The following is a 21,626-nucleotide window of genomic DNA, read 5'->3' as shown; positions in this document are numbered from 1 at the left end:
TACATCCCCCTTATTAGAATGTTACAGACCAAGTAATACGCATTCCTGTATTTTTATCTTTTGTTACTGGGCCGATACCAGAGATATTGAACATTTTCCCGTCAACTTTCTCATCGAACATAGCAACTTGGTATACATCATGAGTTGTTTTTTCATAGCTATGATTAATCGTTACAATGTCACCTGTACTAATGCTATTTGGAGTAATTGTTTTTCCGTCTAAGGAAATTGTATATTCATTAGATTCCAATGTTTTTGTAGTGCCGGAATGATTGACGATTACCTCTGGAACTATGAAAGCACCATTTTCTTCTTTTGCAATTGCAGCATCTAAGATAATAGATGTTTGTCCCGCACCAACTGTAACTACTTTTTTCGTTTTTTCAATTGATGGGGCTGGTGTACCTTTCGGGAAATCCGCAATAAACTTAACAGTTGTGCCTGAATTCACCATATATTCGACTTGAATTTGACCTGGTGTATGTACTTTTGGACCACCTGTTGGTTCAGAACTGAATGTAATATGCCCAGTATTCGGATTTGAAACCCAAACATCACCTTGGCTAGGACGTAATCCATCTTGAACGATATTATATTCACGGACATTTGTACTATCAATTGCATCAATATGACGAACAGCTACAAGTTTTACCACTGGTGCTTGTCCTAATTGATAAATTAAATGACGATTATCTAATTTTAAACGATACTCTACTTGAACCGTGTGACCAATAGTTATGTCACTATCAGCAAATCGAATAGATACTCCAGAAGTTTCATTTGTAACCACTGATACATTCGCTTTAATATCTGTGTTTGCTGTTACATTTCGCACAGAAATAATTTCTAGCAATTTACGTCCTGTTAAGCCTGAACCACTATCATGTAAGTTCTGAAGGTTATAAACTAATTTTTTAGTAGATCCATCACCATTATCAGTAATCGCAATTGTATTTGTTTTTGATACATTAGCAATTGGTTGAGTTGGGATAGCTGGCTCAATCTCAGTAGCGCCGTTAGAAATGGTTGCAGGGTAATAAACTGGCATACGGGATCCAGATAATTCATTTCGCATAAATGTATCTAATCTATTTGAGTTACCATATTCAACAGGTTGATAGTTAGGATGATTTGCAGTCGGTTTACCACCTAAAGCCATGAATCCTAAGCAATAACGCATATTATAGTCATAATCTACTTTGACATTCGTTACAGGTGTCTGGAATAGAATTTCACCTGTTAAGTAATCCACTTGATACTTACGAGCTTCATGATTCGCCACGCTTGCTCGCTGCCATTCAACACCAGCAACAGTAACTTTTTCTGTACCTGATATAACTTTCATATATGGATTTTTAATTTTTCGGAACTTGAATATTACCTTTTCAGTAGGTGCGGTTGCAAATTTAACTTTACCAAGCACTTCATCAGTAACAAATACATGCTCATCAATAACAAGCTCTGTCTCCCCTACCTTAACAGAACTTAGAGAAACTAAACCTTTTAATGAGTCTAATTGAAATTCTGTTTGTGCATTTGTTGAACCCCAATCCATATCAACCTGTACAATCTCTTCATGTTGTACAGAAAGTGCGAATGGATATAAGGCTCTACTGTTTGCAGAAACAGCAGAAGCCCCCTTATCCGATTGTTTTACACGCAGCTGTTTTGCAGGATCAGCCATCATGTTTGCTACAACTTCGTTTGCAGATTGAACAACAAGGTTTTTCTTTTCTTTTTTATAAAAAACACCTTTGTCATTATAAAGTTCAAGTTTTACATGTCCTTTTGCTTTTAAAATCGCTTTGTCTTGTGTCATGTTTTCATCCACACCTCTCTATTAGTTTTTTCCACCCATGAATGGTTTTCCGCCTTCATTAAGAAGCGTAATTGTCCATGTAATACGAATACCTGTATTTACATCTTTTCTTGTGTCACCTACACGTACAAGAGAGAATGCTTTAACTGGATACTCACGGAATCCGGCGATTTTATCATCAACACGAGGTCCATCAAATAGTCCCATTTCACGAATTGTAATATTATGCGCTGGCTTGAATTCTGGGAACTCAGCTACGAATCTTACGGAACCTTTATCTAATTCAAACCAAGGATACTCATTCACTGTCTTTGGTTTTTCAACAATTGCACGAGTATAATTTGTTGGAACCCCAGGTCGTTCCGCAGAGCGGTAATTGATTTCAATATAAGAAATCGCTGTACCGTTCGCACTATTTTTGGATAAATCGATGCACTTCTTATCAGCAGCATCAAACATGTATTTTCCATCACCAAAGTCTGCAACATCTTCTACTAATTCTAATAAGTTTCCTGATTGATCAATAATACGAACTGTTTCTTTATTGAAAGCATATTCAGTTTTATATTTATTACATGGAATCTTTACTGTCATTGTCTTACTGTAAGAATAATCTACAATAATTTTTTCATTGTAAGCTGGTGCAACATTCAAGATAAATGTCCCTTTAGTTAGATCGATACTTTCAAAATCACCTTGAGATAGTGTAGTTCCACCTTTTTTTACAAGCAATGTTCCATCTTGTATTTGCGTTTGAGATAACTTAAAGTTACGGTTTGAAGAATTAAGAGCACCAGTAGGAACTTCATTTGTAACAGGAAGGATCTTTGTCTCTTCTCTAGATACGTTATCATCAATCATAGTAGAAACCATTTCACTATCATAAATTTCACCAGTGATAGAATACGTAACCATTACGCCTGTTAAGGCACGATTAAATTCAACAATACCTCGCATATGGTCAACTACATATGTTAAATCATTTAATTGATTACGATCTTTTACTTCTGTGAAATCTGTACCTTCATAAGATACCTTAACCGTTCCTTCTTTTATTGGATGGTTCGGAATTTGTATAGTAAAAGGCCCCATTGGTGTTGTATTATAAGCAGCTGGTGTTACAAACTCAGTTTCAAAGTTAGTAATCTCTTTAAGTAATCCGTTCATATTTTTTGATAATGCATCAAATCGAACAGCAGCAATGCTCATCTCTGGGTTACTTACACCTGAATCAGCACCAGAATGAACGATTTTAATTTCCGTTTCTGATGTGTTATCAAATCCATCATATTTAAACTCATGAACAACAGGTTCAGAGAGCTCACTATTTAACGTCTCAATTGTTTCTTTTAAAACATCATTTACAAAAATGTCGATTTGAGCACCTTTACTAGACTTTTCTACCTCTAAGACAAAGTTACTAATCTTTTGCTTAAATTTAATAGATTCGCCTTCAAGCGTTGCTTTTGCCTTTTCATTAGAAACTGTAATGCCCTTCGATAAAGTTAATCGATTATCAGTAAATGGAACTTTGTAGTTCTCTCCCTCACCGATACCAATGAACATATTTGTATATCCTGAATAGATTTCTGCTGATAGTGCAACACGATCTGCAGTTGGCGTTTTTGAAAGAGTAAATGCCTTTTTACCTAATTCACCAGACACCTCTTCTTTTATATAAAGAGTTACAGGATAGTAACCATATGATATTTCGAAATCTTCATCGTTTACTTCTGCCCATAATAAGTTAGGCGCATGAAGAAGCTGATTACCATCAAATAAAGGAGCTTTTTTTAATTTTGACTCAGTAATATAAATCTTATTAGTCGTTCCTGTAGATGCCTTAGGAATACGATTTTTATATAATACACGGGTAGGATCCCCTGAAAATGCACGTAACAAAATTTCCTCTGCACCATTTAAAACTAAGTTCTTTTGATCCGCTAACACTCCAACTACCTTACCAGCTGAATTGATTTCTTCAATTTTTATATGACCTCTTGATGTTAATTCGAATGAATCACGCAAGCCATCTCCCCCTCGTTGTCTCTTTTTTGATAAATTACTTTCCAGTTTTCTCTTTAGAGCTTCTTTTTTAGGACCATCTGGAAGTAACCCTAATAACTTCTGAATATTTTTCATACTCATGATTCGCTCACTTCTCCTTTTAAGGTATTTACGCCCAGTTTAAATACCCCTAAACTCCAGCCATTTTCCATTTCACCTAAAGCATATTGAACAACGTCTGAACCATCTATGATAAACACATCTCTTGGATTATGCTGAACTTCAGCATCAAACTTCTCTAAGTACCTATATCTATTAGGATTCCTCAAGTAATGCTTAAATAAATTGTAATAAGTATCTTCTTCTGAAAACTGCTTTGCTTCCCTGTAATCAGAATACTTATTGATATCTAAAGCATTTGCAGTATCTTCTAATAACAGTAGAACTGGCTCATTGGGATATAAGTCTTGCACTTCATGATTAATAATAGCCATATCTTTAAGAATAATTGGCCATAATTCTATAAGCCTTTTAAAGTAATCTGATTGATGTGTAATTTTTTCATTTATGTTTGTTTGGATATGTTGTTTAATTTCGCTTTTAAAAGTTTCGTAGTGTGTCCGAATACTTTCTACTAAGCTTACTTTCTGAGATTCTTTTTGAATAAATGGATGACTCGTTGGTTGTATATGTAGCATTTCTTTATAGGCTGATGAAAATGCCTCTTTTAATGAACTAGCAAGTGTAGATTCAATTTTATAGGAATCAATAGAATGAACAGTTTTACGCTCTTGAACAGTTTTAATATACTTGTTATACTCATGCTCAAAAGATTCACCTACACCTAACAGTACAGTTACAATCTCTTCAAAACTATAGTCTACCCACATATTTAATCTATGATCTACACATAACTTAATGATTCTTTCTAAGATTTCCACTTCGCATAAGTTTTGCAAATCTGTATCATTTCTAATTAGAGATGATACAATGTCATATACGAGTAAGTTGCGAACTTCATAGTCTTTATCATCAATTGTCGTAAACTCAAGTAGACTACTATGAGAGCTTGATTTATGCAGGTCATCTAGTTCATGATCTAACTCCATTAGTCGAACGTCCATTGCAGTTAACGGAGCGTATACTGTACGCAGCGCCATCCTTAAATACCTTGCAACATTTTCATCTTTTTTAGCCACAATATTTTCAAATATAATTGGCTCTGATATTAATTGTACTGCATCCTGCACTTTAGAGACAAAATGGTCATCCAGCGATAAAGAGCTTACTGCTTTTATTAACTCGCCTTTGATATCCAATTTATACTCACCATTCAGATAAATGCCCGTTTCTTCCTCGTTCTTCAATATTACTTCAATATCAGTCTTTTCAAATAAATTTTCCATAGAATCTATTAAGAAATACTGAAGAACCATTTCCACAAAGTCCTTATTTGTATTTTGGTACTGATCAAAAATCTTATAGATTTTCAATAGTTGGGCAAACTCTTCCGGAGAAGACATCAATTCTTCATTAAACTTAGTTGTTAGGAAATTCGATATCACTGTAAATGATTCGCCTAATTGAGAAACAAATTGCTCCTGAATATGATGCCCTGATTTGCTCCCGATAACGTGAAGGATTTCTTTCATTGATACTTTCTTTAATTCCCTTGCATCAAGTGTTTTAAATAAGTTAGGATGCATTTCTTTTATGATATTTATAAAGGCGTCATTTGTAATGTATTCCATGTATGTTTCAATCTGATTATCATTAGCGGTTAACAATAAATCTATAACATCATGGATCATATTATAAATAATTTCTTTCCCATCTTCGTCTTTAATATCTGAATAAACCCAATCACTTTTTAGTCCTTTATCCGAAACCCCATGTGCCCTATATTGGTTAAATGAAATGGCATTATCATACTCTGATTGCTTGTGACTAACCCAATATGACTCATTAACTCCGTTTTTCTCTTTAGATAGCACTGATTTAATTCTATATACATCTTCATTGCTAGATTCTAGTGACATTTGCTTCTGCACTAATGTATTTACTTTTAATTGACCAATGTGAATCGGTGTTAGACGAAGTGTAATATCAGATTCATCTTCTAAAAAGGTAATATTTTTAAATAATCTATCATTCATAGGTTTATGAGCAACAACAGGAAATGGCTTTGCTAAACATGTAATCTCAACGTATTCAGAAAAAAGTGATTCTAACATATATTACTCACCCCCTTCTTTAATTCTTTTGTTTCCGATACTTTGGTTTATAACCATCTTTCATTACACTCTATATTCTGCCTCTTCTTTAAGAAGCAGAATATAATTTTCATTTACCTCTTTGAGAAAAGTAAAAGTCCAATTTAACCTTTTTCTTGCCAATAATTAATTATTTCTTAAGATACTTTCCCTTTACTCAAAAACTAAATCTGGCTCAAACACTCAACAACTGTTTGTACTCCATAAAGTAAGCAATTCTCGCAGAATGAGCTAATGTTCCATATGTTTTTAACAAAATAAAAAAATGTTTTTCATTTGAAACTGAGCCTACTTTTTAATTCAAATATCCCTATTTCCTTCGAATTAACTTAAAACAATAAGCGGACGAGTATGGTATCGCCCGCCTATTTAACTTTCAGTATATAAAGAGAAGAATCATACAAGGTTTAGATTTGTATATGGATATTTTTTAGATGCTAGAGTACATATATTTTTTAATATTTTTCATCAATAAAAAGACCAATACATTAAAGATATTTAACCTTAATAATTTGATTCAAAACTATTATACATTGTATTGTATTGTATTACACGCTTCTTTAAATGCTGTATCCTTCCGCCCTTAAATACTCTTCAATCCAAGATCCTTGAATTTCTTGCACACCTTCTAAATCCTCTAAAATCCTGTAGAACCTCCTGATTTCCTCCTTGTTTCTTAAAAGGTTGGTTTGTTTCTCATAGAAATCTGATTCTGATTTATAGAAATTTAGTATATCTGCTATATTTGATTCATAAGTTTTTTTTACATTATCAATCGAATTAATCATATAAGTAGCAAATAAATCCATAGATCCACTCATCTGCTCTTCTTGATTGAACAACCAATTTTTTAATGGCTCAGTAGTCTTTACTTCTAACTGTTGATGCAAATAATGTTTCTCTGATGCAAATATTTCTTTTTCAACATCTAAAGAAATCATTCTTCCCTTTATACTTAAATGCTGATCTTGTATATCATTGAAGTTAAGAACTAAATGTGATTTAACTATACTTAAATCACCGAACTCTTTTATACTTAAAATAAAAGCCTTTAAGTTTTTATCAATTAATGATTTGGAATCATATACAAGTATCTTTGCCTTTTCTATTACATTGAGAATCATAAAATATCTATTCTTATGAATATAAGATGTATCTGCTAATGTAATATGGAACATCTCCTGTTTCCTTTTAATTTGTTCCATTTTAGTCAGAACTTCATAATTTAACTCTCTTATATTAGGAAACAAGTTTTCATCCATTATGGGTTCTTCATCATCTTCATGGGCTTCTGCTAAAATACTATATCCTTCTAATACTTGTGCTTCTAAAAACTCCCATTCCTCTATTGATTTTAATTCTGCCTTCTCAATTTTTTCTAAATCGCTTTCATTGGTAAATTGGACCCTAAATCTACTATCAATAAATTCCCTTTGAGAAGTTATTGATTCTTTTATATTAAATAAGAGGCTGTATAATTCTAAGTCACCCTTTTGTTTGTAACCACAATATTCTTTTTCTAATAAAGCTGCTTCTTTAACTCGTCTTTGCTTCAAATTCTCTGTTAATTTATCAATTAATTGATTATCATTTCTTTCTTTAATATCTTTAAGAATCACATTTACTTCATTAATCAATTCATCATAGTCTAACAAACTCTGAGAAACTGTAAATTTACGGGATCGTTCTATAATTCCCTTCACTTGGGGCTGTAAGTTTTGTATCGCCATTTCCTTGGTATATCCTATACTAGGTCTATACTCTATTTTCTCTCTCTCGTAATTTGTATCAATACCTTTGGAACCATATAACTCTTTATAAGCATTTTTCATCATAAATAGATTACAACTCCTTGTTACATACATATAGTCCCTGTAATCATACAGGGACCATTATAAAAAAGCATTGAAAGCTTAGCCAAATAAAACAGGATACTGGGTTATTTTATCTTCCACCCAAAAGGGGTCCAACGCATTATATCAGGCATTTCAAAATATTTTTTACTTAGGTATTTTTACAACCTTCCAATCTTTTGCCAATAATTCTTCTGTCGTTAAAGTGCGATAGGATATAACTTTGTTCTCTTGAACTGTAGCAAGATACTTTTCTGGCTTATTTTTTACTAACCGAATTGCGGAACCTAATATTTTCTCTTTTGATTGACGCTGAATATCGCATCCTTCTTCTAACAAACGTAATCCAACACCCATTCCAAATTCGACTTTTTTCTCAAATATTTCTTTAACTGCTAATTCAATAGCACCGGCCTGTTCAATACTCTTCTGACATTGTTCAAATACATTATTCTTTACTTCGTTCATAGGTTACACCTCCTAAATTTTTTTCATAAATCCCCTTCACTTTGCAGAATTTTTACCTTTAAAATAGATGAACCAACATTTATTCCGCCTTTAATCATATTACTTTTATATGTTTTAATTCTTATATACGTCTCAATTCTCACCAAATGCTTTTTCTCGTATTAATTGATAATCATTATTCTTATTAAGTAATGCCTTTCTTCTGATTGAATCTCATCCAAAATGCAAGTAATATTTAAAATTTCACTAAAACTGCTACTACAATAAACATAAACTATATTTAGAGTACATATATTCTTATGTATATAGAATTAGCTAAGTGTGAATTTAGCAACTGAGCAATCTATTAATTAATTCTAAACCATATTAAATTCTATTCATAAATATAATTGTAAAGCATTTCAATCTTATGCCTCATGGTTATATAGCAATAATCCTTACTACATTAGCGAATATATCCCCAATAAAATCAACGATACAATGAGCTGTAGAAGTGATTTAAATATACTCACACTATGTCACTCTTCTATATCATCCCATTTTCCCATTGATACATTTACAATTTCGTTTTTAGTAATACATTAATTCCTATGTTGACTAATTTATTATTATCTAATCATTAATATGAAAAATCCCTTACTAATCTAATATGCATTTTATCCCTTCACTCATATAAGTTTATTTGAGATTTTTTTCTTTTAGTACTTGATTAATTCTCTCGTTAACTATTGCTGCAGCAACATATCCTAATCCTCTTGCATAAGCTAATTCTGCTTGTCTAACAACGCGTTTCCCAATTTTTGTGTCCTTCAGGCTTTTTTTATCTTTATTCATCTATGAATCCTCCTATAGACCGCTTATTTCATTACATACCTTATCTATTAATTGATATGGTACACTACTTTTTAGCTGAGGGGAAGCATTTAATCTTGCCTTAGACAAGGTACTTCCTACTCTCATTGCATCTAATGCAGCAGGAGATATTAGCATATCAGTCGCAACTTGACCCAACTTAGGTGTCATTTTTCCTTGTAGGCCCTTTTTAAAGCTATTTTTCATGAATTTTTTTCCATATGCACTTTGGGCTGTATATTTACGTGCAGCACTAATAGCTGGCTGCATTAAAGCATGTGGTTCTACCATCCCAACCCCCCCTAATATACCCATGTTTGTGACATGATGTCGAAGCTTTTTCTCTTCTGATTCTGGTATAGATAATTTCATTAAAGCATCCTTTAATTTCCCATCATCTTTTCCCTCCGCATAATGTATTAAGGTATTAATATATGGAGTTTTATCTAATTCTTGCTTCTGAATATCTGTTAAACTTGAAAATTGTTCTTTAACTTGCTCCCTAAATATCTTTAAAGCTTCTGTCTGTACGTGCTCAGGCAGACCTTGTAGTCTATGGCCAACACTCTGGCCCATTTCATACTCAACAAGGCTTTCTGGACCTATACCATATTCCATAAAATCTTTTACGGTGTGTTGTAACTTCTGGCCTTTACGCCCCATATCAACACCCGCTCCAAACGTTGCTGCTAAAGCCTTCTGACCAGTTTTTGTACTTTTAACTGCCTTCATCGCTAAATTAGGTGCTATATGAATGGCTGCTGCTGTCCCCAATAAACTCAACATAATTATTCACACAAAACAGCCGTACTAACACCCAATTTTCCATCCGCTAATACTGATCTTGCTTTTCCTTTCCATCCTCCACCAAAAATTTTTTTATAAATTTTTTCGATATAGAACATTATGTTTATAGAATGTACATGTATAGGAATTTGAACATCATGATCTTCTTCTAATAACATGTCTACTTTAGGATTATTAATACTTGTACTATTCATCATACTAATATAACTACTCTCTAATTTAATAGGACTCTTTCTATAAATCGTATCAATTCTTTTAATTCTATTTTGTCTCCACTTATCGGCAGCACCTACGACCATTGATTCGATTATATTTTCATATACTGTTTCTTTATAAGACTGCTTACTCGCTAAATATAGATTTGACAGCTTAGATCTTCCTTTCCATAAATTAATCTAGTAAAACAATACCTCTACAACCAATGAAAACTTTTAAAACTATGTATAACATTTTTATTTTTTATCCACTCTTTTTTCAAAGCCTCTTACCCTATTTTTCTACATAATTAATTATTATCTAGGCGCACTTCTTTACTAATTTTTCAATATACTTTTTGAGCTCCAGCTGCATGGTTTGCCATACTTTTAACCAAATGATTTCTTGCATTTTGCATGTTTGATAGGTCTACTTGCATCATAGCCACTTGTGATTCAGATTGTTTGAATCCCCCCCCAAATTGACTTTTTTTACTATCTATTGCTCCTATCGTTGCATCTAGTTTATTAAATATCTTTGGTACAGTCCTGATAGCCTTGACAGTATTAACTGTTATAGCAGCACCTGGAATAAGAGATAAAGCCGCTTTCGATAAGATAGTTTTGCCTAAAGCTACAGAGGCAGAGTCCCCAGCTTTCATACGAGAATATGTACCATAAGCAATACCACCTATTCTTCCTGCCTTTTTAAACTTTCTTACCACCACGTTATTTCGAAGTCCATGATTTGTATCAGAACCTCCTTGAACACTAGACATTTTTATCAACCTCCATACCAATCTTTTATGTAAAACAACTACGCTGTTACGCACTATTTAAAAAATTAGAATTGTTCACTCCCCAAATAATAACGATGACTTTTTATACTTTATGGGATAGCCTATACTGCCTACAAAACGTACTTTGTCTATCTACGAGGTAGTTCCACACTCCCTAATAATCCTTCTTTATTTAAATAGCACAAAAAGGAGATACTCAGCTCAATCCTCCTGTCAATACCCAACGGTCCTGTGTGAGGTGGTGCAGTATCTCCACATTCTAATTGTACTAATTTTCTTCATATATCTACATTCGCATACAAGAGCATAAAAAAAACTGGACGCTATTCAGCATCCAGTTCTAGTTGTTTTTTCACTTTTTCAATTAATTCCTGCTCTTCTTGCTCTATTTTAATCGCTTTCTCAAGCAATCTTCTAATCTCATATGGATGATCACTTGTTTTAATCTTATCGAAGTGTTCACGTATTAGGTGATCATCTTTTCTGATTCGTGCAACTAATTTTTCTGCTGCCATTATTCTGTCTCCGCAACCTCTTCTTCTCCAAACACAGGTTCTACAAATTCCATGAACACTTCGCTTTGTTCTTTTTCATCAGTTAAAGCTATGCAACCATACATATAATAACCTAATACGTTGCTAAATTGTGCGACATCAAGTACTTCAAATCCACGCTTCTTACGTTCAGTAAATTCTTGTTTAAGTGCCTCTGAGAATAATGCCGATCCCCCACCAGAAAGAAGAATAGTTTGTACACGGTTTGTCTCGTTACCCCATGCATCTAGAATATCCTTTGCAATAATTTTAGCAACTGTTTTTACACAATCTCCAACTTCTTCAGAAACATCATGCGCTTCAACATATTCTACTTTTCCCGTCAATACAGCATTGTCTAAGTCTTCCTCTTCCGCTTGATATTCAGTGTATCCTAGCTTATCAAACTTAATTGTTAAAACCTTGCGCAGTCGCTTGTACACATCATTCACTGCAACCGTTGAATTACTTGTAATAGAATCTTCCATAATTACACCATCACGGAATAATGCATAATCTGTTGTAAAATGCCCACAGTCAATAATACCAATAAAGTTTTTTGCATTCTCACTTGGAACTAAAAATTCTTCTTGACTAAAAGTAAACTGATTGTATGTAACAGCACCTTCTGGTTGACGCATGATTTCTAAACCAATTACATTAATTGTTTTTTTAATTTCATTTCCACCATTTACAGGGAATGTAATTGTGAATGGTTTATTTAAGAATTCTTCTAAATTATCTTTAATTGATAATTCAAAGTCTTTATTTGGTAACCCTGTTACTAGAAATACATCATATTCTCCTGACTCATGAGGAACAGCCATTCCTAGTCCTGTTTGAAATAATACTTTACTAAATACATCATTTGCTCTATCTCTAACTACTGTACGTTTTGTAGTTGTATTCGGAACTTTTAAAGCTAATTGACCAACAGTAAATGTGCCTTCTTCTGTTACCACTACTAGATTTTCAAGATCAACCTCTTTTGAACCTACAATTTTATTGGACGTTTTATATTTTCCAGGTACTACCGCACTTGGAAGCGCTGTTAAGTATGGGTGTACATTTGATATGTATTTTGTTGCCCCAAACCCTACATCTAAACCAACTAAAACAGGTTGATTTTTCTTTGTCTTCCTACTTACTAATTGAGTTTTCATTTTATATAGCCTCCAGAACATTGTCTTTTATATACTTATACCTAATGTATACATTGTGCACAAAAAGTATTAAATGTACACTTTGTTTCCTATGTGCAATATTACTACATTATGGACAAACTGACAATATATTTCGTCCTTGCTATTTAGACAAGAACATACAAAAAAAGCACCAGTATAAACCAGTGCTTTTTCTTGTGTTATAAACTCTTACAATGCGGAAATTGATATACGATTTTTGACTATCTAAAACAATTACAATAAAGTGCAGGGATTGAGCGTGATACTCCACACCCTAAAAGATATGAAGTGAAAAGGAGATGTTACAACAATTCATATCTTTTAGGATAAGGAGGATAACCTCTTTAACAATTGCAAAACTACTATGCCTGTATTATAGGTTAATAAAACCGCTATCACTCCAACTGTTCTATGTGCTCAGTAGTTGGAATTGCACCAACACCATAAATGACTGCATGCTTACATCATTCGCTCTACTTATTAAGCTATACCAAACATGTTGTAGAGAGAATATCTATTCCTCGATACCACTCTACAATACGGAAAAAGATTAAAGAAGTTACTAGTAATTTGGGGATCGTGACAAGATTCGAACTTGTAACCTCGACTGTAAATAATCGCAGATAAATTACAGTCGTGCTATATCCCTTTTCAGCTACACGATCATATGGTGGACCTTGTAGGGTTCGAACCTACGACCTGACGGTTATGAGCCATCTGCTCTGACCAGCTGAGCTAAAGGTCCAAATTTTCCTATTTTCGTTTACAAAAAACTATTTATGTATATCCTAAAGTGGATATCCTTTAATCATTAAAATCTCTAACTTGTTTGGAACAAAATCCCCAAATTAATTCAGATAATTATCATACTAAAATATGATAGGATAAGTATAAAAAGATTTTTTTATCTTATTTATCGTGGGACATCTTAAGTAAAAACCGTGAAACAAAATAATTATAAGTTTTCGTTTCAGTGCAATTCACGGTTATTTTTTGGAATGGGCCGATGGGATTGAACCGTCGATAAGAGAATAATTATAGTCTCTTGTATTACCGCTACACTCCCCCACATAACGGTGCAAAAATGTACCAAAACTATAAATGATTCTTTTTAAAGAAGTTAAACATATTGCAGTACACGGGGCTAATTAATTATTATATCAAGTTTATAGCTAAAATTACGAACGCCCCTTGAGATAAATATACCACACTTTGTAATGCCTTGCAATATTTTAAAGATAATAAAAAATTCTTTAAAATACATTTTTTTCATGTTATATATCCCAATTACATATCCTTTATTATATAAAACTGTTCTTTCTATACCTCTTATGGATAAGGATGTAGTACTCATATTAGATTTTTATAAGCATATGATTCTTTCAATTTTACTTGTATCAGATATCTTTGCTGTGTTATTACATCCAAATTACACAAATTTTCTCGTATAAATTTATCTGGATCCTCTTTAAAATTAGAGATAAACACGAGACCGAGATAATGTAATGCCATTCAATAAAGTGATCAAAATTAAAAAACATGCAGTAAACAAAAATCAAAAAAGGACAAAAGATACCTATCAGTTCTATGTCTACCTTAGAATACCTTACCACTAAAAAATTCTAAAAGAAAAGTATACTACTTCTATTATAGAAGGACATGTAAGGTATCACTAAGATATGTTTGCTTTTTATTGCATACTATTAGAAAATCCAATATTTTAATCGTCATATGACAGCTTCTACTTAGCTACTTCTAATATTCCCATTTACAATTTTAATAATAAATAGCTTTATATTTTTTATTAATATATTTTATATTTACTATTTATTATAAAAATGTTTTTTTATCATCGTAATAACATGTCCCAACATTAATCCAACTAAAACACAATGTTTCCTAAAATTGTTAATGTGAATATTAATCAAATGTATGTTAGTTGCTCCTACAAACTACAAGTAAAGCCCACTCTCCTTATATACTCTATCTAATCCTTTTTCTTATTGTCGCAATAAAAATTTCAAGAAACCTAACACAAGCCATACTCATTTCAAACCTTAGTACTTGAAACAGTGTTTAAAATATGAAATATTCGAATCAACAAAATGCCCTTCACGAACATATGCTACTTTATATTTTCGTATATAGTTAAAAACTCATTTATGTATGGAGCTTGTCTTTCATTAATTATTTGTATTCAATATCTTTTAAATAACAAGGATATGTAGTTTGTATGTATAATAAGTGTAAATAGATCGTTCACTACAAGGAGTGATATCAATGAAAGAAAATGTGAAGCAAGAATTAGATCAATTAGTTGGTAAAATACGTGAATCTACATCATCTGTTAGAAAAATTATTCTTTTTGGTAGTCATGCCTATGGAACGCCAACACAAGATAGTGATTTTGATTTATGTGTTGTGGTTGATGGTGTTGGAAAACGTAAAAGAGAAGTTTCTAAAAATATAAAACACAATATTTACGATGTTTTAAATACACCCGTTGATTTACTTATTTATGGTCCAGATGAGTTTAATGAACGTGCTTCTAGAAATGTCACAATGGAATATAAAATTGCAGAAGAAGGGAAAATTCTATATGAAAAACATTGAAGATACTAAAGAGTGGTTTACTATCGCTAAATCTGATTTAGATTCAGCAAATTTCCTGACAAATATGAAGCCTTTTCCATCATCTATTATTTGTTATCATTGCCAACAATGTGTTGAAAAACTATTAAAAGGATTCATTGCTTTTAATGGTGGTAATATACAGAAAACACATAGCCTTTTAAAGTTAAATAAGATATGTGCTGAATATGACCCCACATTTGATACATTACTATCAGAATGTGTTGATCTTGATGATTATGCTACGAATGTTCGTTATCCATTTTTTGAAGAATTATTAGCAGAAGACGCCTTAGTTGCTATTAAAAATGCTAAGACAGTGTTTAGCTTCTTAATAGAAAAATTACAAGGTGCTGGTGTTGAAGAAAATATTATTAAAAGTATCACACCAGCTTTTGAAATTAAATAAGACGAATAAAAAGAAAGAGCACTTAAATGTGGGCTCTTTCTTTTTATTCAAATTCAACTATTTATCATGTTTATACTTTCTATTTTTTATGAAAATAGAAAGTATAAAGTATTTTAAGTATAAATGTTTAGTATTTTATACAAAAATAAACTTAAAATTCCAAAACGCATTAGATAGTTATGATGGTTATGATCGTTATGATGGTTATGATCGTTATGATCGTTATGATGGTTATGATGGTATTTCCAAAATAAATATCTGTTGAATCTTTGATACGGGCACATACACTTGTTTTTAGCACTTCTTGTAGGGTGATTACATGTCTAAGTGAAATATTATTTGTTCATATAATACTTTATAACTAACCTTCAACCCATGACTTTTGATACTTCCCTTAAATGTATAGCAATTTTAAAAGGAAAACTGGCGGATTTTTACTTGCTAAAAAAGAGCAGACCCGTCCCATCGTGCCATCTAGAATGAAGCACATGGTGTATATATACTTATCAACTTGAAATATAACACCGCCAAGCCACAAAATGTTATCTGTTGGTGTCACATGTTTGTTTGCAATTTTGGAACAAGAATATTTTTTTGGAGGATTATATTCCAAAAGTGTGAACAAACTTTTTCATGAAAGGTTAAACCTTACAAAAAAATTATTGTAAGAAAAACACATCTCATTATTATTATAGACCATTTAAACCTGGGGAAAATCTACCTTACCCTAAAAATGTCACAAAATGTTCAATATTTTAATCGGATTATTTTTATACACTTTATATTTTATATTTATTATGAAAATACAAAGTATAAACACTTATTCATAGAAAATACATTTTGAATTTATTTATATTCTTATTATCCATTTAATAAGATAAATAATTAACCATAATTCGAAATTATATAAATTATCCCCCTTAAATACACCTAGGATTTAATATATAATATCTGAGATATTCATGATTTAATCTGCCGGACATATTTAAAACAACAAATTCTTTCTTAATAATCCCATATTCTATTGTTATATTGATTTTCCGTGTTCTCATTGAATAAATTAGACAGAATCAACTAACTTTTTGTAGTTCTCTTGATATTGCAATTCATTTTAAAGTTTCTTTTTTAGTAACCATCGGTTAAAAGATTATACCTATTGAAGTGTTATAGAGCATAATATATATTTTATGATTTATTTCATGTATAATTAGTTCTATATAATTAGTAACCTTCTTGGAAAGGAGTGATTACATGATTCAAGTTCGTGAACAGTATGGAAATATCTATGTAAAGATATTAGATACACAAGAAACATTTGATTATACATTAGAAAAAATCCGTTTTATTGAAGGACGAATATTCAATTCCAAAACTGGTGAATGGATGTTCAGAAAAGAATCAATCGGTGATTTACTATTACATTTTAGTAATCAAATTATATGGGATCAGCCTTTAAAAGAGCTTATTAAAGACTGTGATATGAATCATGAGCTTGTCAATAAACATCTTTCTTGGGAGGAAGATGATAATGATTTCAAGACATGGTCATTGAAACCCTATCCATACCAAAAAGTAGGATCACATTATTTAGCCGACAGAGGAAGAGCTGCTATATTTGATGGCGTAGGACTTGGTAAAAAAATCTATAATTTGTTCTTATCATGTGGTATAACGCCAGCATGAACATGTTAAAAAATACCAGTTAGAACATTCCACCATAAATTCTTCTAACATAGTAGAGAAAAATAGAACCTCTTTATACTAAAGTGTAAAGTCTGAAATATCCTAACAAAATAGGACAAAATGCATCTTATGAAATTAGATATTTAGGTACTACACAGGTACCATCACTATTGAATCGTTTATCTACTGATGCAATAGTATATCCTCTACGTAAATATGAAAAGTACTAACAAATTATAGATATTGCCGTTCATCCAAGAAATTGAATGAATTATAAGTGCGGAATTAAGCGGAGAAGCCCTCCCTCTATACGACAGGGCAATCCGAACCGAAGGCTATGGAAACCATGGTCAGGGGCAGAGCATAGCGGGTGAAAAGATATAATCCCGCCACGAGGCCGCACCACCTTACCGTGTAATGACGAAGGTGAAAAGATATGCCGAGCTAGTCTATAATGGACTAGAAGTAAGGATAATAAACCTTACGATAACATGACTGAAAACGCCTCAAATTATAGGAGCCTGTCAAATATTATTTAATAGAAATAAAGCTCGGCGTGCACTAATTGTTACTTTAAATTCATTGAAAAGACAATGGACTAAGGAAATATATAAGTTTACCGGCGAAGAAGCAATAGCTGTATACGGCAGCCCTGCCAAGCGTAAGAAATCCATTAAAGGTTTTGCATCTCGTTCTGATATTAGATACTTAGTGGTGAATTACGAAACATTAAGAAACCCTCAATATATGAAGCTTATCAAAGAAATCCCATTTGATATTGTAGCTTTAGATGAAGCACAAAAAATCAAATCAGGTGTTACAGATAAGTATTTAAATATTGAACCTTCGTTAAATGCAAAAGCTTGCTATGAATTGAAACATATTCCTTATCGTTTTATCGCAACTGCCACACCAGTACAATCTAAAGCTGAAGAGATATGGAGTTTATTTAGTTTTATTAATGATGACATACTTGGCTCCTGGGAAGTATTCCGTGAACGTTACTGTAAATACACTACACGTTTTGGTATTACTGGCAGTTTTAATTTAGGCGAACTTTATTATAGAATCGCTCCTAATTTCATACGAAGAACAAAAGAAATGCCTGAAATTCAACAACAGCTTCCAAAAGTACAACACTCTCACGTCTTCTTAGAAATGACTGATGCTCAAGAACGTATTCAGAAACATTTATTAATAAAGATAGAGGAAGTAAAAGATTCATTGCGTTCTTTTGGATCTGGTACTAAAGTTATTAACGGGAATCTTATGAACGTACAACAAGCAAAAGAATATTACGATGGAATCATCCAAGGTTTACAAACATTCTTAATTGAATCTTGTGATACTCCACAATTATTGGTACATGAAGAAGCTTCGCAAATGTCTCATAAAGTAATTTCAGAGCTAGGTCTTTCTTCTAAGGAGATAGAAAAATCACCAAAATTAGAGCAATTAAAAACCTTTACAAAGCAATTATTAAATGACGAACCTAATTCTAAGGTAGTTATCTTTACTGAATATGAGCGTATGGCCCGCATTATATATGAGTCCCTACCCCAATCAGTTCTATACACTGGACAGATATCTGATAGGGAAAAAAATACTGTAATTGAAAGATTCCGTGAGGATCCTCATACTCGATTTTTCATAAGCACGCGTGCCGGAAGTACCGGCCTAAACTTGCAGGTTGCTAACTATATGGTTCATTTTGATTTGCCCTATACCGCAACTGAATTAGAACAACGTAACGGACGCATCGATCGTACCGGCAATAATTTTAGTAATATTACAATGTATTACTACATTATGAGTGATTCTTATGATGAGCATATGCTACAGCTATTATTCAAAAAATCAGAATTAGCAAAAGAGATTCTAACTGGTGGAATAAATAACATATCTAAAAATCAAGATGTTAACTCACTTGCTATGGATCGTTTGTTACAAAAAAAAGCTGCATCACAACAAACAAAGGTTTCAGGTTAATCCTGTGCCTTTGTTTGTTGATTAGCTTTAGTTCATTCAAAAAACGAGAGACAACAACCTTATGTATGATTGGACTAAGTAAAAAAATTAAAACCATACGATAGCAAGTTCATCCATATATTAAAGAAATAAAAAAACTTAAAAATCCGTTCAGAAATATAAATATCGACAAATTCCCTCAATTGTTTACACAATTTAATTTTATATTTGATGATTACATTGTTGCTAGTTTTAAAACAAAACTAGCTCCTAAATTCTTTTTTCACTTAAGTTGTCACATTCATCGCTGGCATTACTATTACATTAATTAAATTTAATAAGTGAACTACAATACAACTAACACTAGCTCATCAGGAATATAAAAGATTAAATTTATATCCTCGATGAACTAGTGCTAGGAATGCATAACCAAATAAATTTCACTGTATACTATCATGAAAAGAAATGGTATCATTTCCAAAATTGATACCATTTCTTTTCATTACTCGCTGCAAACATCTGCTTCACTTCCTGTAACTCTCGTATAACAGTCATAACAGCTTTATCACGATCATTGATTTGTTGTTTTTCTGCAGAATTCGAATGATCCAGCATTTTTTGTTGTGACTCCATTAAACCCGTTAACTTAGTTATTTGTTCATTTTGATTCTGTAAGTGTTTTTGCTGTAACTCTACAGTATCTTTTAATTCTCTTAATAATACCTTTAAATCCTCAGTATCAGGAGTTATAACAGTCATATCCGCATTCTTAACTGTCAATCCCTCTTCTTTTAAGAGCTGTTTACAAGCCTCTTCCAATGTAACTTGTGGCATATTTTTTAATTCTACTAACCTTTGTAACAAACTAATATCGTAGTCATCAAAGATAATTCGTTCTCTTTCATCCCTTTTAAAGGCATAACAGTTATAACTCTCGATTAGCAAATAATATTTTTTCACTGTAGATGGTGATACTTTTAATCTTTTAGCAACTTGGGATACATTTTCATAAATTATAGGAATCATAATAGTCATAACCTCCTTTTTATTTCTATATTCGTTACAACTGTTATAACTCCTCTATCTTAGCATGTTAAATAGACTCATGTTAAATCAATTCTTCTTTTACCATGCCCTAATTCTACATAGATTATATTTATGACATCTACTACTTGCTTATAAACTCTCCTAAATCCTTGATTCCCCCATAATTTGCATATTTTACTTGTTTATGATTTTTTAATATATAAACTAACATTTCCTCCAAATATTTTTAATGCACATAAATTCCTTAATTTTTAAAATAGTATTCATTAGATTTAAATGCTCTGGAGTCAAATGAATTACTTATTCTGCACGAACTGCCAAATATAACTGTTGATTAAATAAATTCTGGATATGAATAGGAGATGCTTTCTATTCATATCCTTGCATCCTTCATGCTCATAGATCGATTCACAAAGACTTTTATACCTTGACCATGTTTGTTTATAGTCTTTCTTCTTTGAACACCAGCTTACAGTCCCTTTCTAAAGATTTAAGCTTGTCTATGTATTACCATTTGTAACTTTCTCAATCCAATTTCAATATTGTTCTCTACACAAACAATTTCAATCAAAACAAACAGGCATGTTTCACTTTAAGTTGCGCTGCCAATGCACCGTACTTCATAAGGTGTCAATCCTTTATTCCATATGTATCTGTAAACCTCAAATTTAAGCCTAAGCCTGTCGCTCCATATTTAGCGTGGAGAGCAACCGTTATATCCACGTTTAATTACTTAGCGAAGACAATTGTCTTCGCTAAGGCGCGGCCATGGCCGCGCCTTCCTCATACCTCTCGGTCTCCACTCCTTTACCATATTTTTTGAATTCCAAAACACATTCATTGTCATGATCTCCATCCAAATAAATGATTATATATAAAAAGAGCCATTTCGCAATCAGAATCATAGACACATACCAGTGTCTAAGTCTGAACCGCGAAACGGCCCTTGAATGTTTAACAGAAGTTAAAAAGAAAATTGAATCTATATTTAAATTAACATAAACTAAACGTACATTCAAATGATTCTAAAAATCAACAAGACATATACTGGCTTATCATATAATAAGAAGTTCTCACGTACTACACCTATTCATTTTA

Annotated in this window: 16 protein-coding genes and 2 tRNA genes; 4 read left to right on the top strand and 14 right to left on the bottom strand. The window is 32.1% G+C overall.

Annotated features, from left to right (window positions below):
* Nucleotides 1-13: 13 nt before the first annotated feature.
* From BCG9842_RS28495 to BCG9842_RS28440, 13 genes are all read right to left on the bottom strand, one after another.
* Nucleotides 14-1,819 (bottom strand): hypothetical protein, encoded by a 1,806-nt coding sequence (locus BCG9842_RS28495; protein WP_000189782.1) that lies wholly within the window; start codon nucleotides 1,817-1,819, stop codon nucleotides 14-16.
* Nucleotides 1,820-1,840: 21 nt separating this feature from the next.
* The gene (locus tag BCG9842_RS28490) at nucleotides 1,841-3,967 is read right to left on the bottom strand and encodes a hypothetical protein (RefSeq protein ID WP_000062087.1); all 2,127 of its coding nucleotides are present in this window, start codon (nucleotides 3,965-3,967) and stop codon (nucleotides 1,841-1,843) included.
* Nucleotides 3,964-6,060, bottom strand: coding sequence for a hypothetical protein (locus BCG9842_RS28485; RefSeq protein ID WP_000894036.1), 2,097 nt, complete (start codon nucleotides 6,058-6,060; stop codon nucleotides 3,964-3,966). Before BCG9842_RS28485 ends, BCG9842_RS28490 begins: the two co-directional genes overlap by 4 nt.
* Nucleotides 6,061-6,659: 599 nt before the next feature.
* On the bottom strand, nucleotides 6,660-7,934 hold the full coding sequence (locus BCG9842_RS28480) for a hypothetical protein (protein ID WP_000977192.1): 1,275 nt from the start codon (nucleotides 7,932-7,934) through the stop codon (nucleotides 6,660-6,662).
* A 165-nt stretch (nucleotides 7,935-8,099) separates the two neighbouring features.
* Nucleotides 8,100-8,420, bottom strand: coding sequence for a hypothetical protein (locus BCG9842_RS28475; protein WP_001006592.1), 321 nt, complete (start codon nucleotides 8,418-8,420; stop codon nucleotides 8,100-8,102).
* A 678-nt stretch (nucleotides 8,421-9,098) separates the two neighbouring features.
* Nucleotides 9,099-9,254, bottom strand: a complete 156-nt coding sequence (locus BCG9842_RS31115) for a hypothetical protein (protein WP_012614828.1) — start codon at nucleotides 9,252-9,254, stop codon at nucleotides 9,099-9,101.
* 12 nt (nucleotides 9,255-9,266) lie between these two features.
* Nucleotides 9,267-10,058 carry a hypothetical protein gene (locus tag BCG9842_RS28470; protein WP_000949931.1) on the bottom strand — a complete coding sequence of 264 codons (792 nt, stop codon included), beginning with the start codon at nucleotides 10,056-10,058 and terminating at the stop codon, nucleotides 9,267-9,269.
* Nucleotides 10,059-10,060: 2 nt separating this feature from the next.
* Nucleotides 10,061-10,276 carry a hypothetical protein gene (locus tag BCG9842_RS28465; RefSeq protein WP_141541674.1) on the bottom strand — a complete coding sequence of 72 codons (216 nt, stop codon included), beginning with the start codon at nucleotides 10,274-10,276 and terminating at the stop codon, nucleotides 10,061-10,063.
* A 344-nt stretch (nucleotides 10,277-10,620) separates the two neighbouring features.
* A complete protein-coding gene (locus tag BCG9842_RS28460) occupies nucleotides 10,621-11,052 on the bottom strand; it encodes a hypothetical protein (protein ID WP_000100114.1) in 432 nt (143 codons plus the stop codon).
* Between the two features lie 344 nt (nucleotides 11,053-11,396).
* On the bottom strand, nucleotides 11,397-11,588 hold the full coding sequence (locus BCG9842_RS28455; RefSeq protein ID WP_000718622.1) for a hypothetical protein: 192 nt from the start codon (nucleotides 11,586-11,588) through the stop codon (nucleotides 11,397-11,399).
* Nucleotides 11,588-12,769: a ParM/StbA family protein gene (locus BCG9842_RS28450; protein ID WP_000856968.1), complete on the bottom strand. Its 1,182-nt coding sequence runs from the start codon at nucleotides 12,767-12,769 to the stop codon at nucleotides 11,588-11,590. Before BCG9842_RS28450 ends, BCG9842_RS28455 begins: the two co-directional genes overlap by 1 nt.
* A 592-nt stretch (nucleotides 12,770-13,361) precedes the next feature.
* A tRNA-OTHER gene (locus BCG9842_RS28445) sits at nucleotides 13,362-13,455 on the bottom strand.
* Nucleotides 13,456-13,458: 3 nt separating this feature from the next.
* A tRNA-Ile gene (locus BCG9842_RS28440) sits at nucleotides 13,459-13,535 on the bottom strand.
* A gap of 1,535 nt (nucleotides 13,536-15,070) precedes the next feature.
* Between BCG9842_RS28440 and BCG9842_RS28435 the strand changes: the two genes are divergently transcribed.
* The 4 genes from BCG9842_RS28435 to BCG9842_RS28415 all read left to right on the top strand — a co-directional run bounded on the left by BCG9842_RS28435 (nucleotide 15,071) and on the right by BCG9842_RS28415 (nucleotide 19,502).
* The gene (locus tag BCG9842_RS28435) at nucleotides 15,071-15,403 is read left to right on the top strand and encodes a nucleotidyltransferase domain-containing protein (RefSeq protein WP_000662515.1); all 333 of its coding nucleotides are present in this window, start codon (nucleotides 15,071-15,073) and stop codon (nucleotides 15,401-15,403) included.
* Entirely contained in the window at nucleotides 15,390-15,830 is a 441-nt protein-coding gene (locus BCG9842_RS28430) for a HEPN domain-containing protein (protein WP_000789090.1), read from the top strand. Before BCG9842_RS28435 ends, BCG9842_RS28430 begins: the two co-directional genes overlap by 14 nt.
* A gap of 1,251 nt (nucleotides 15,831-17,081) precedes the next feature.
* The gene (locus tag BCG9842_RS28420; protein WP_000616908.1) at nucleotides 17,082-17,513 is read left to right on the top strand and encodes a hypothetical protein; all 432 of its coding nucleotides are present in this window, start codon (nucleotides 17,082-17,084) and stop codon (nucleotides 17,511-17,513) included.
* 495 nt (nucleotides 17,514-18,008) lie between these two features.
* Nucleotides 18,009-19,502 carry a DEAD/DEAH box helicase gene (locus tag BCG9842_RS28415; RefSeq protein WP_255804796.1) on the top strand — a complete coding sequence of 498 codons (1,494 nt, stop codon included), beginning with the start codon at nucleotides 18,009-18,011 and terminating at the stop codon, nucleotides 19,500-19,502.
* A gap of 450 nt (nucleotides 19,503-19,952) precedes the next feature.
* On the opposite strand, the gene BCG9842_RS28410 is transcribed toward BCG9842_RS28415, so the two are convergent.
* Nucleotides 19,953-20,507 carry a DUF3967 domain-containing protein gene (locus BCG9842_RS28410; protein WP_000612291.1) on the bottom strand — a complete coding sequence of 185 codons (555 nt, stop codon included), beginning with the start codon at nucleotides 20,505-20,507 and terminating at the stop codon, nucleotides 19,953-19,955.
* Between the last annotated feature and the right edge of the window lie 1,119 nt (nucleotides 20,508-21,626).

This window comes from Bacillus cereus G9842 (assembly GCF_000021305.1).
Classification (GTDB): domain Bacteria; phylum Bacillota; class Bacilli; order Bacillales; family Bacillaceae_G; genus Bacillus_A; species Bacillus_A thuringiensis_S.
This window is presented reverse-complemented; position numbering and strand designations above follow the sequence as displayed.

What these genes read in the sequence shown, in the direction of transcription:
- BCG9842_RS28420 (WP_000616908.1), top strand. Translation starts at nt 17,082, where the DNA reads ATGATTCAAGTTCGTGAACAGTATGGAAATATCTATGTAAAGATATTA.
- BCG9842_RS28480 (WP_000977192.1), bottom strand. Translation starts at nt 7,934, where the DNA reads ATGATGAAAAATGCTTATAAAGAGTTATATGGTTCCAAAGGTATTGAT.
- BCG9842_RS28475 (WP_001006592.1), bottom strand. Translation starts at nt 8,420, where the DNA reads ATGAACGAAGTAAAGAATAATGTATTTGAACAATGTCAGAAGAGTATT.
- BCG9842_RS28460 (WP_000100114.1), bottom strand. Translation starts at nt 11,052, where the DNA reads ATGTCTAGTGTTCAAGGAGGTTCTGATACAAATCATGGACTTCGAAAT.
- BCG9842_RS28435 (WP_000662515.1), top strand. Translation starts at nt 15,071, where the DNA reads ATGAAAGAAAATGTGAAGCAAGAATTAGATCAATTAGTTGGTAAAATA.
- BCG9842_RS28450 (WP_000856968.1), bottom strand. Translation starts at nt 12,769, where the DNA reads ATGAAAACTCAATTAGTAAGTAGGAAGACAAAGAAAAATCAACCTGTT.
- BCG9842_RS28430 (WP_000789090.1), top strand. Translation starts at nt 15,390, where the DNA reads ATGAAAAACATTGAAGATACTAAAGAGTGGTTTACTATCGCTAAATCT.
- BCG9842_RS28495 (WP_000189782.1), bottom strand. Translation starts at nt 1,819, where the DNA reads ATGACACAAGACAAAGCGATTTTAAAAGCAAAAGGACATGTAAAACTT.
- BCG9842_RS28455 (WP_000718622.1), bottom strand. Translation starts at nt 11,588, where the DNA reads ATGGCAGCAGAAAAATTAGTTGCACGAATCAGAAAAGATGATCACCTA.
- BCG9842_RS28410 (WP_000612291.1), bottom strand. Translation starts at nt 20,507, where the DNA reads ATGATTCCTATAATTTATGAAAATGTATCCCAAGTTGCTAAAAGATTA.
- BCG9842_RS28485 (WP_000894036.1), bottom strand. Translation starts at nt 6,060, where the DNA reads ATGTTAGAATCACTTTTTTCTGAATACGTTGAGATTACATGTTTAGCA.
- BCG9842_RS31115 (WP_012614828.1), bottom strand. Translation starts at nt 9,254, where the DNA reads ATGAATAAAGATAAAAAAAGCCTGAAGGACACAAAAATTGGGAAACGC.
- BCG9842_RS28490 (WP_000062087.1), bottom strand. Translation starts at nt 3,967, where the DNA reads ATGAGTATGAAAAATATTCAGAAGTTATTAGGGTTACTTCCAGATGGT.
- BCG9842_RS28470 (WP_000949931.1), bottom strand. Translation starts at nt 10,058, where the DNA reads ATGTTGAGTTTATTGGGGACAGCAGCAGCCATTCATATAGCACCTAAT.
- BCG9842_RS28465 (WP_141541674.1), bottom strand. Translation starts at nt 10,276, where the DNA reads ATGATGAATAGTACAAGTATTAATAATCCTAAAGTAGACATGTTATTA.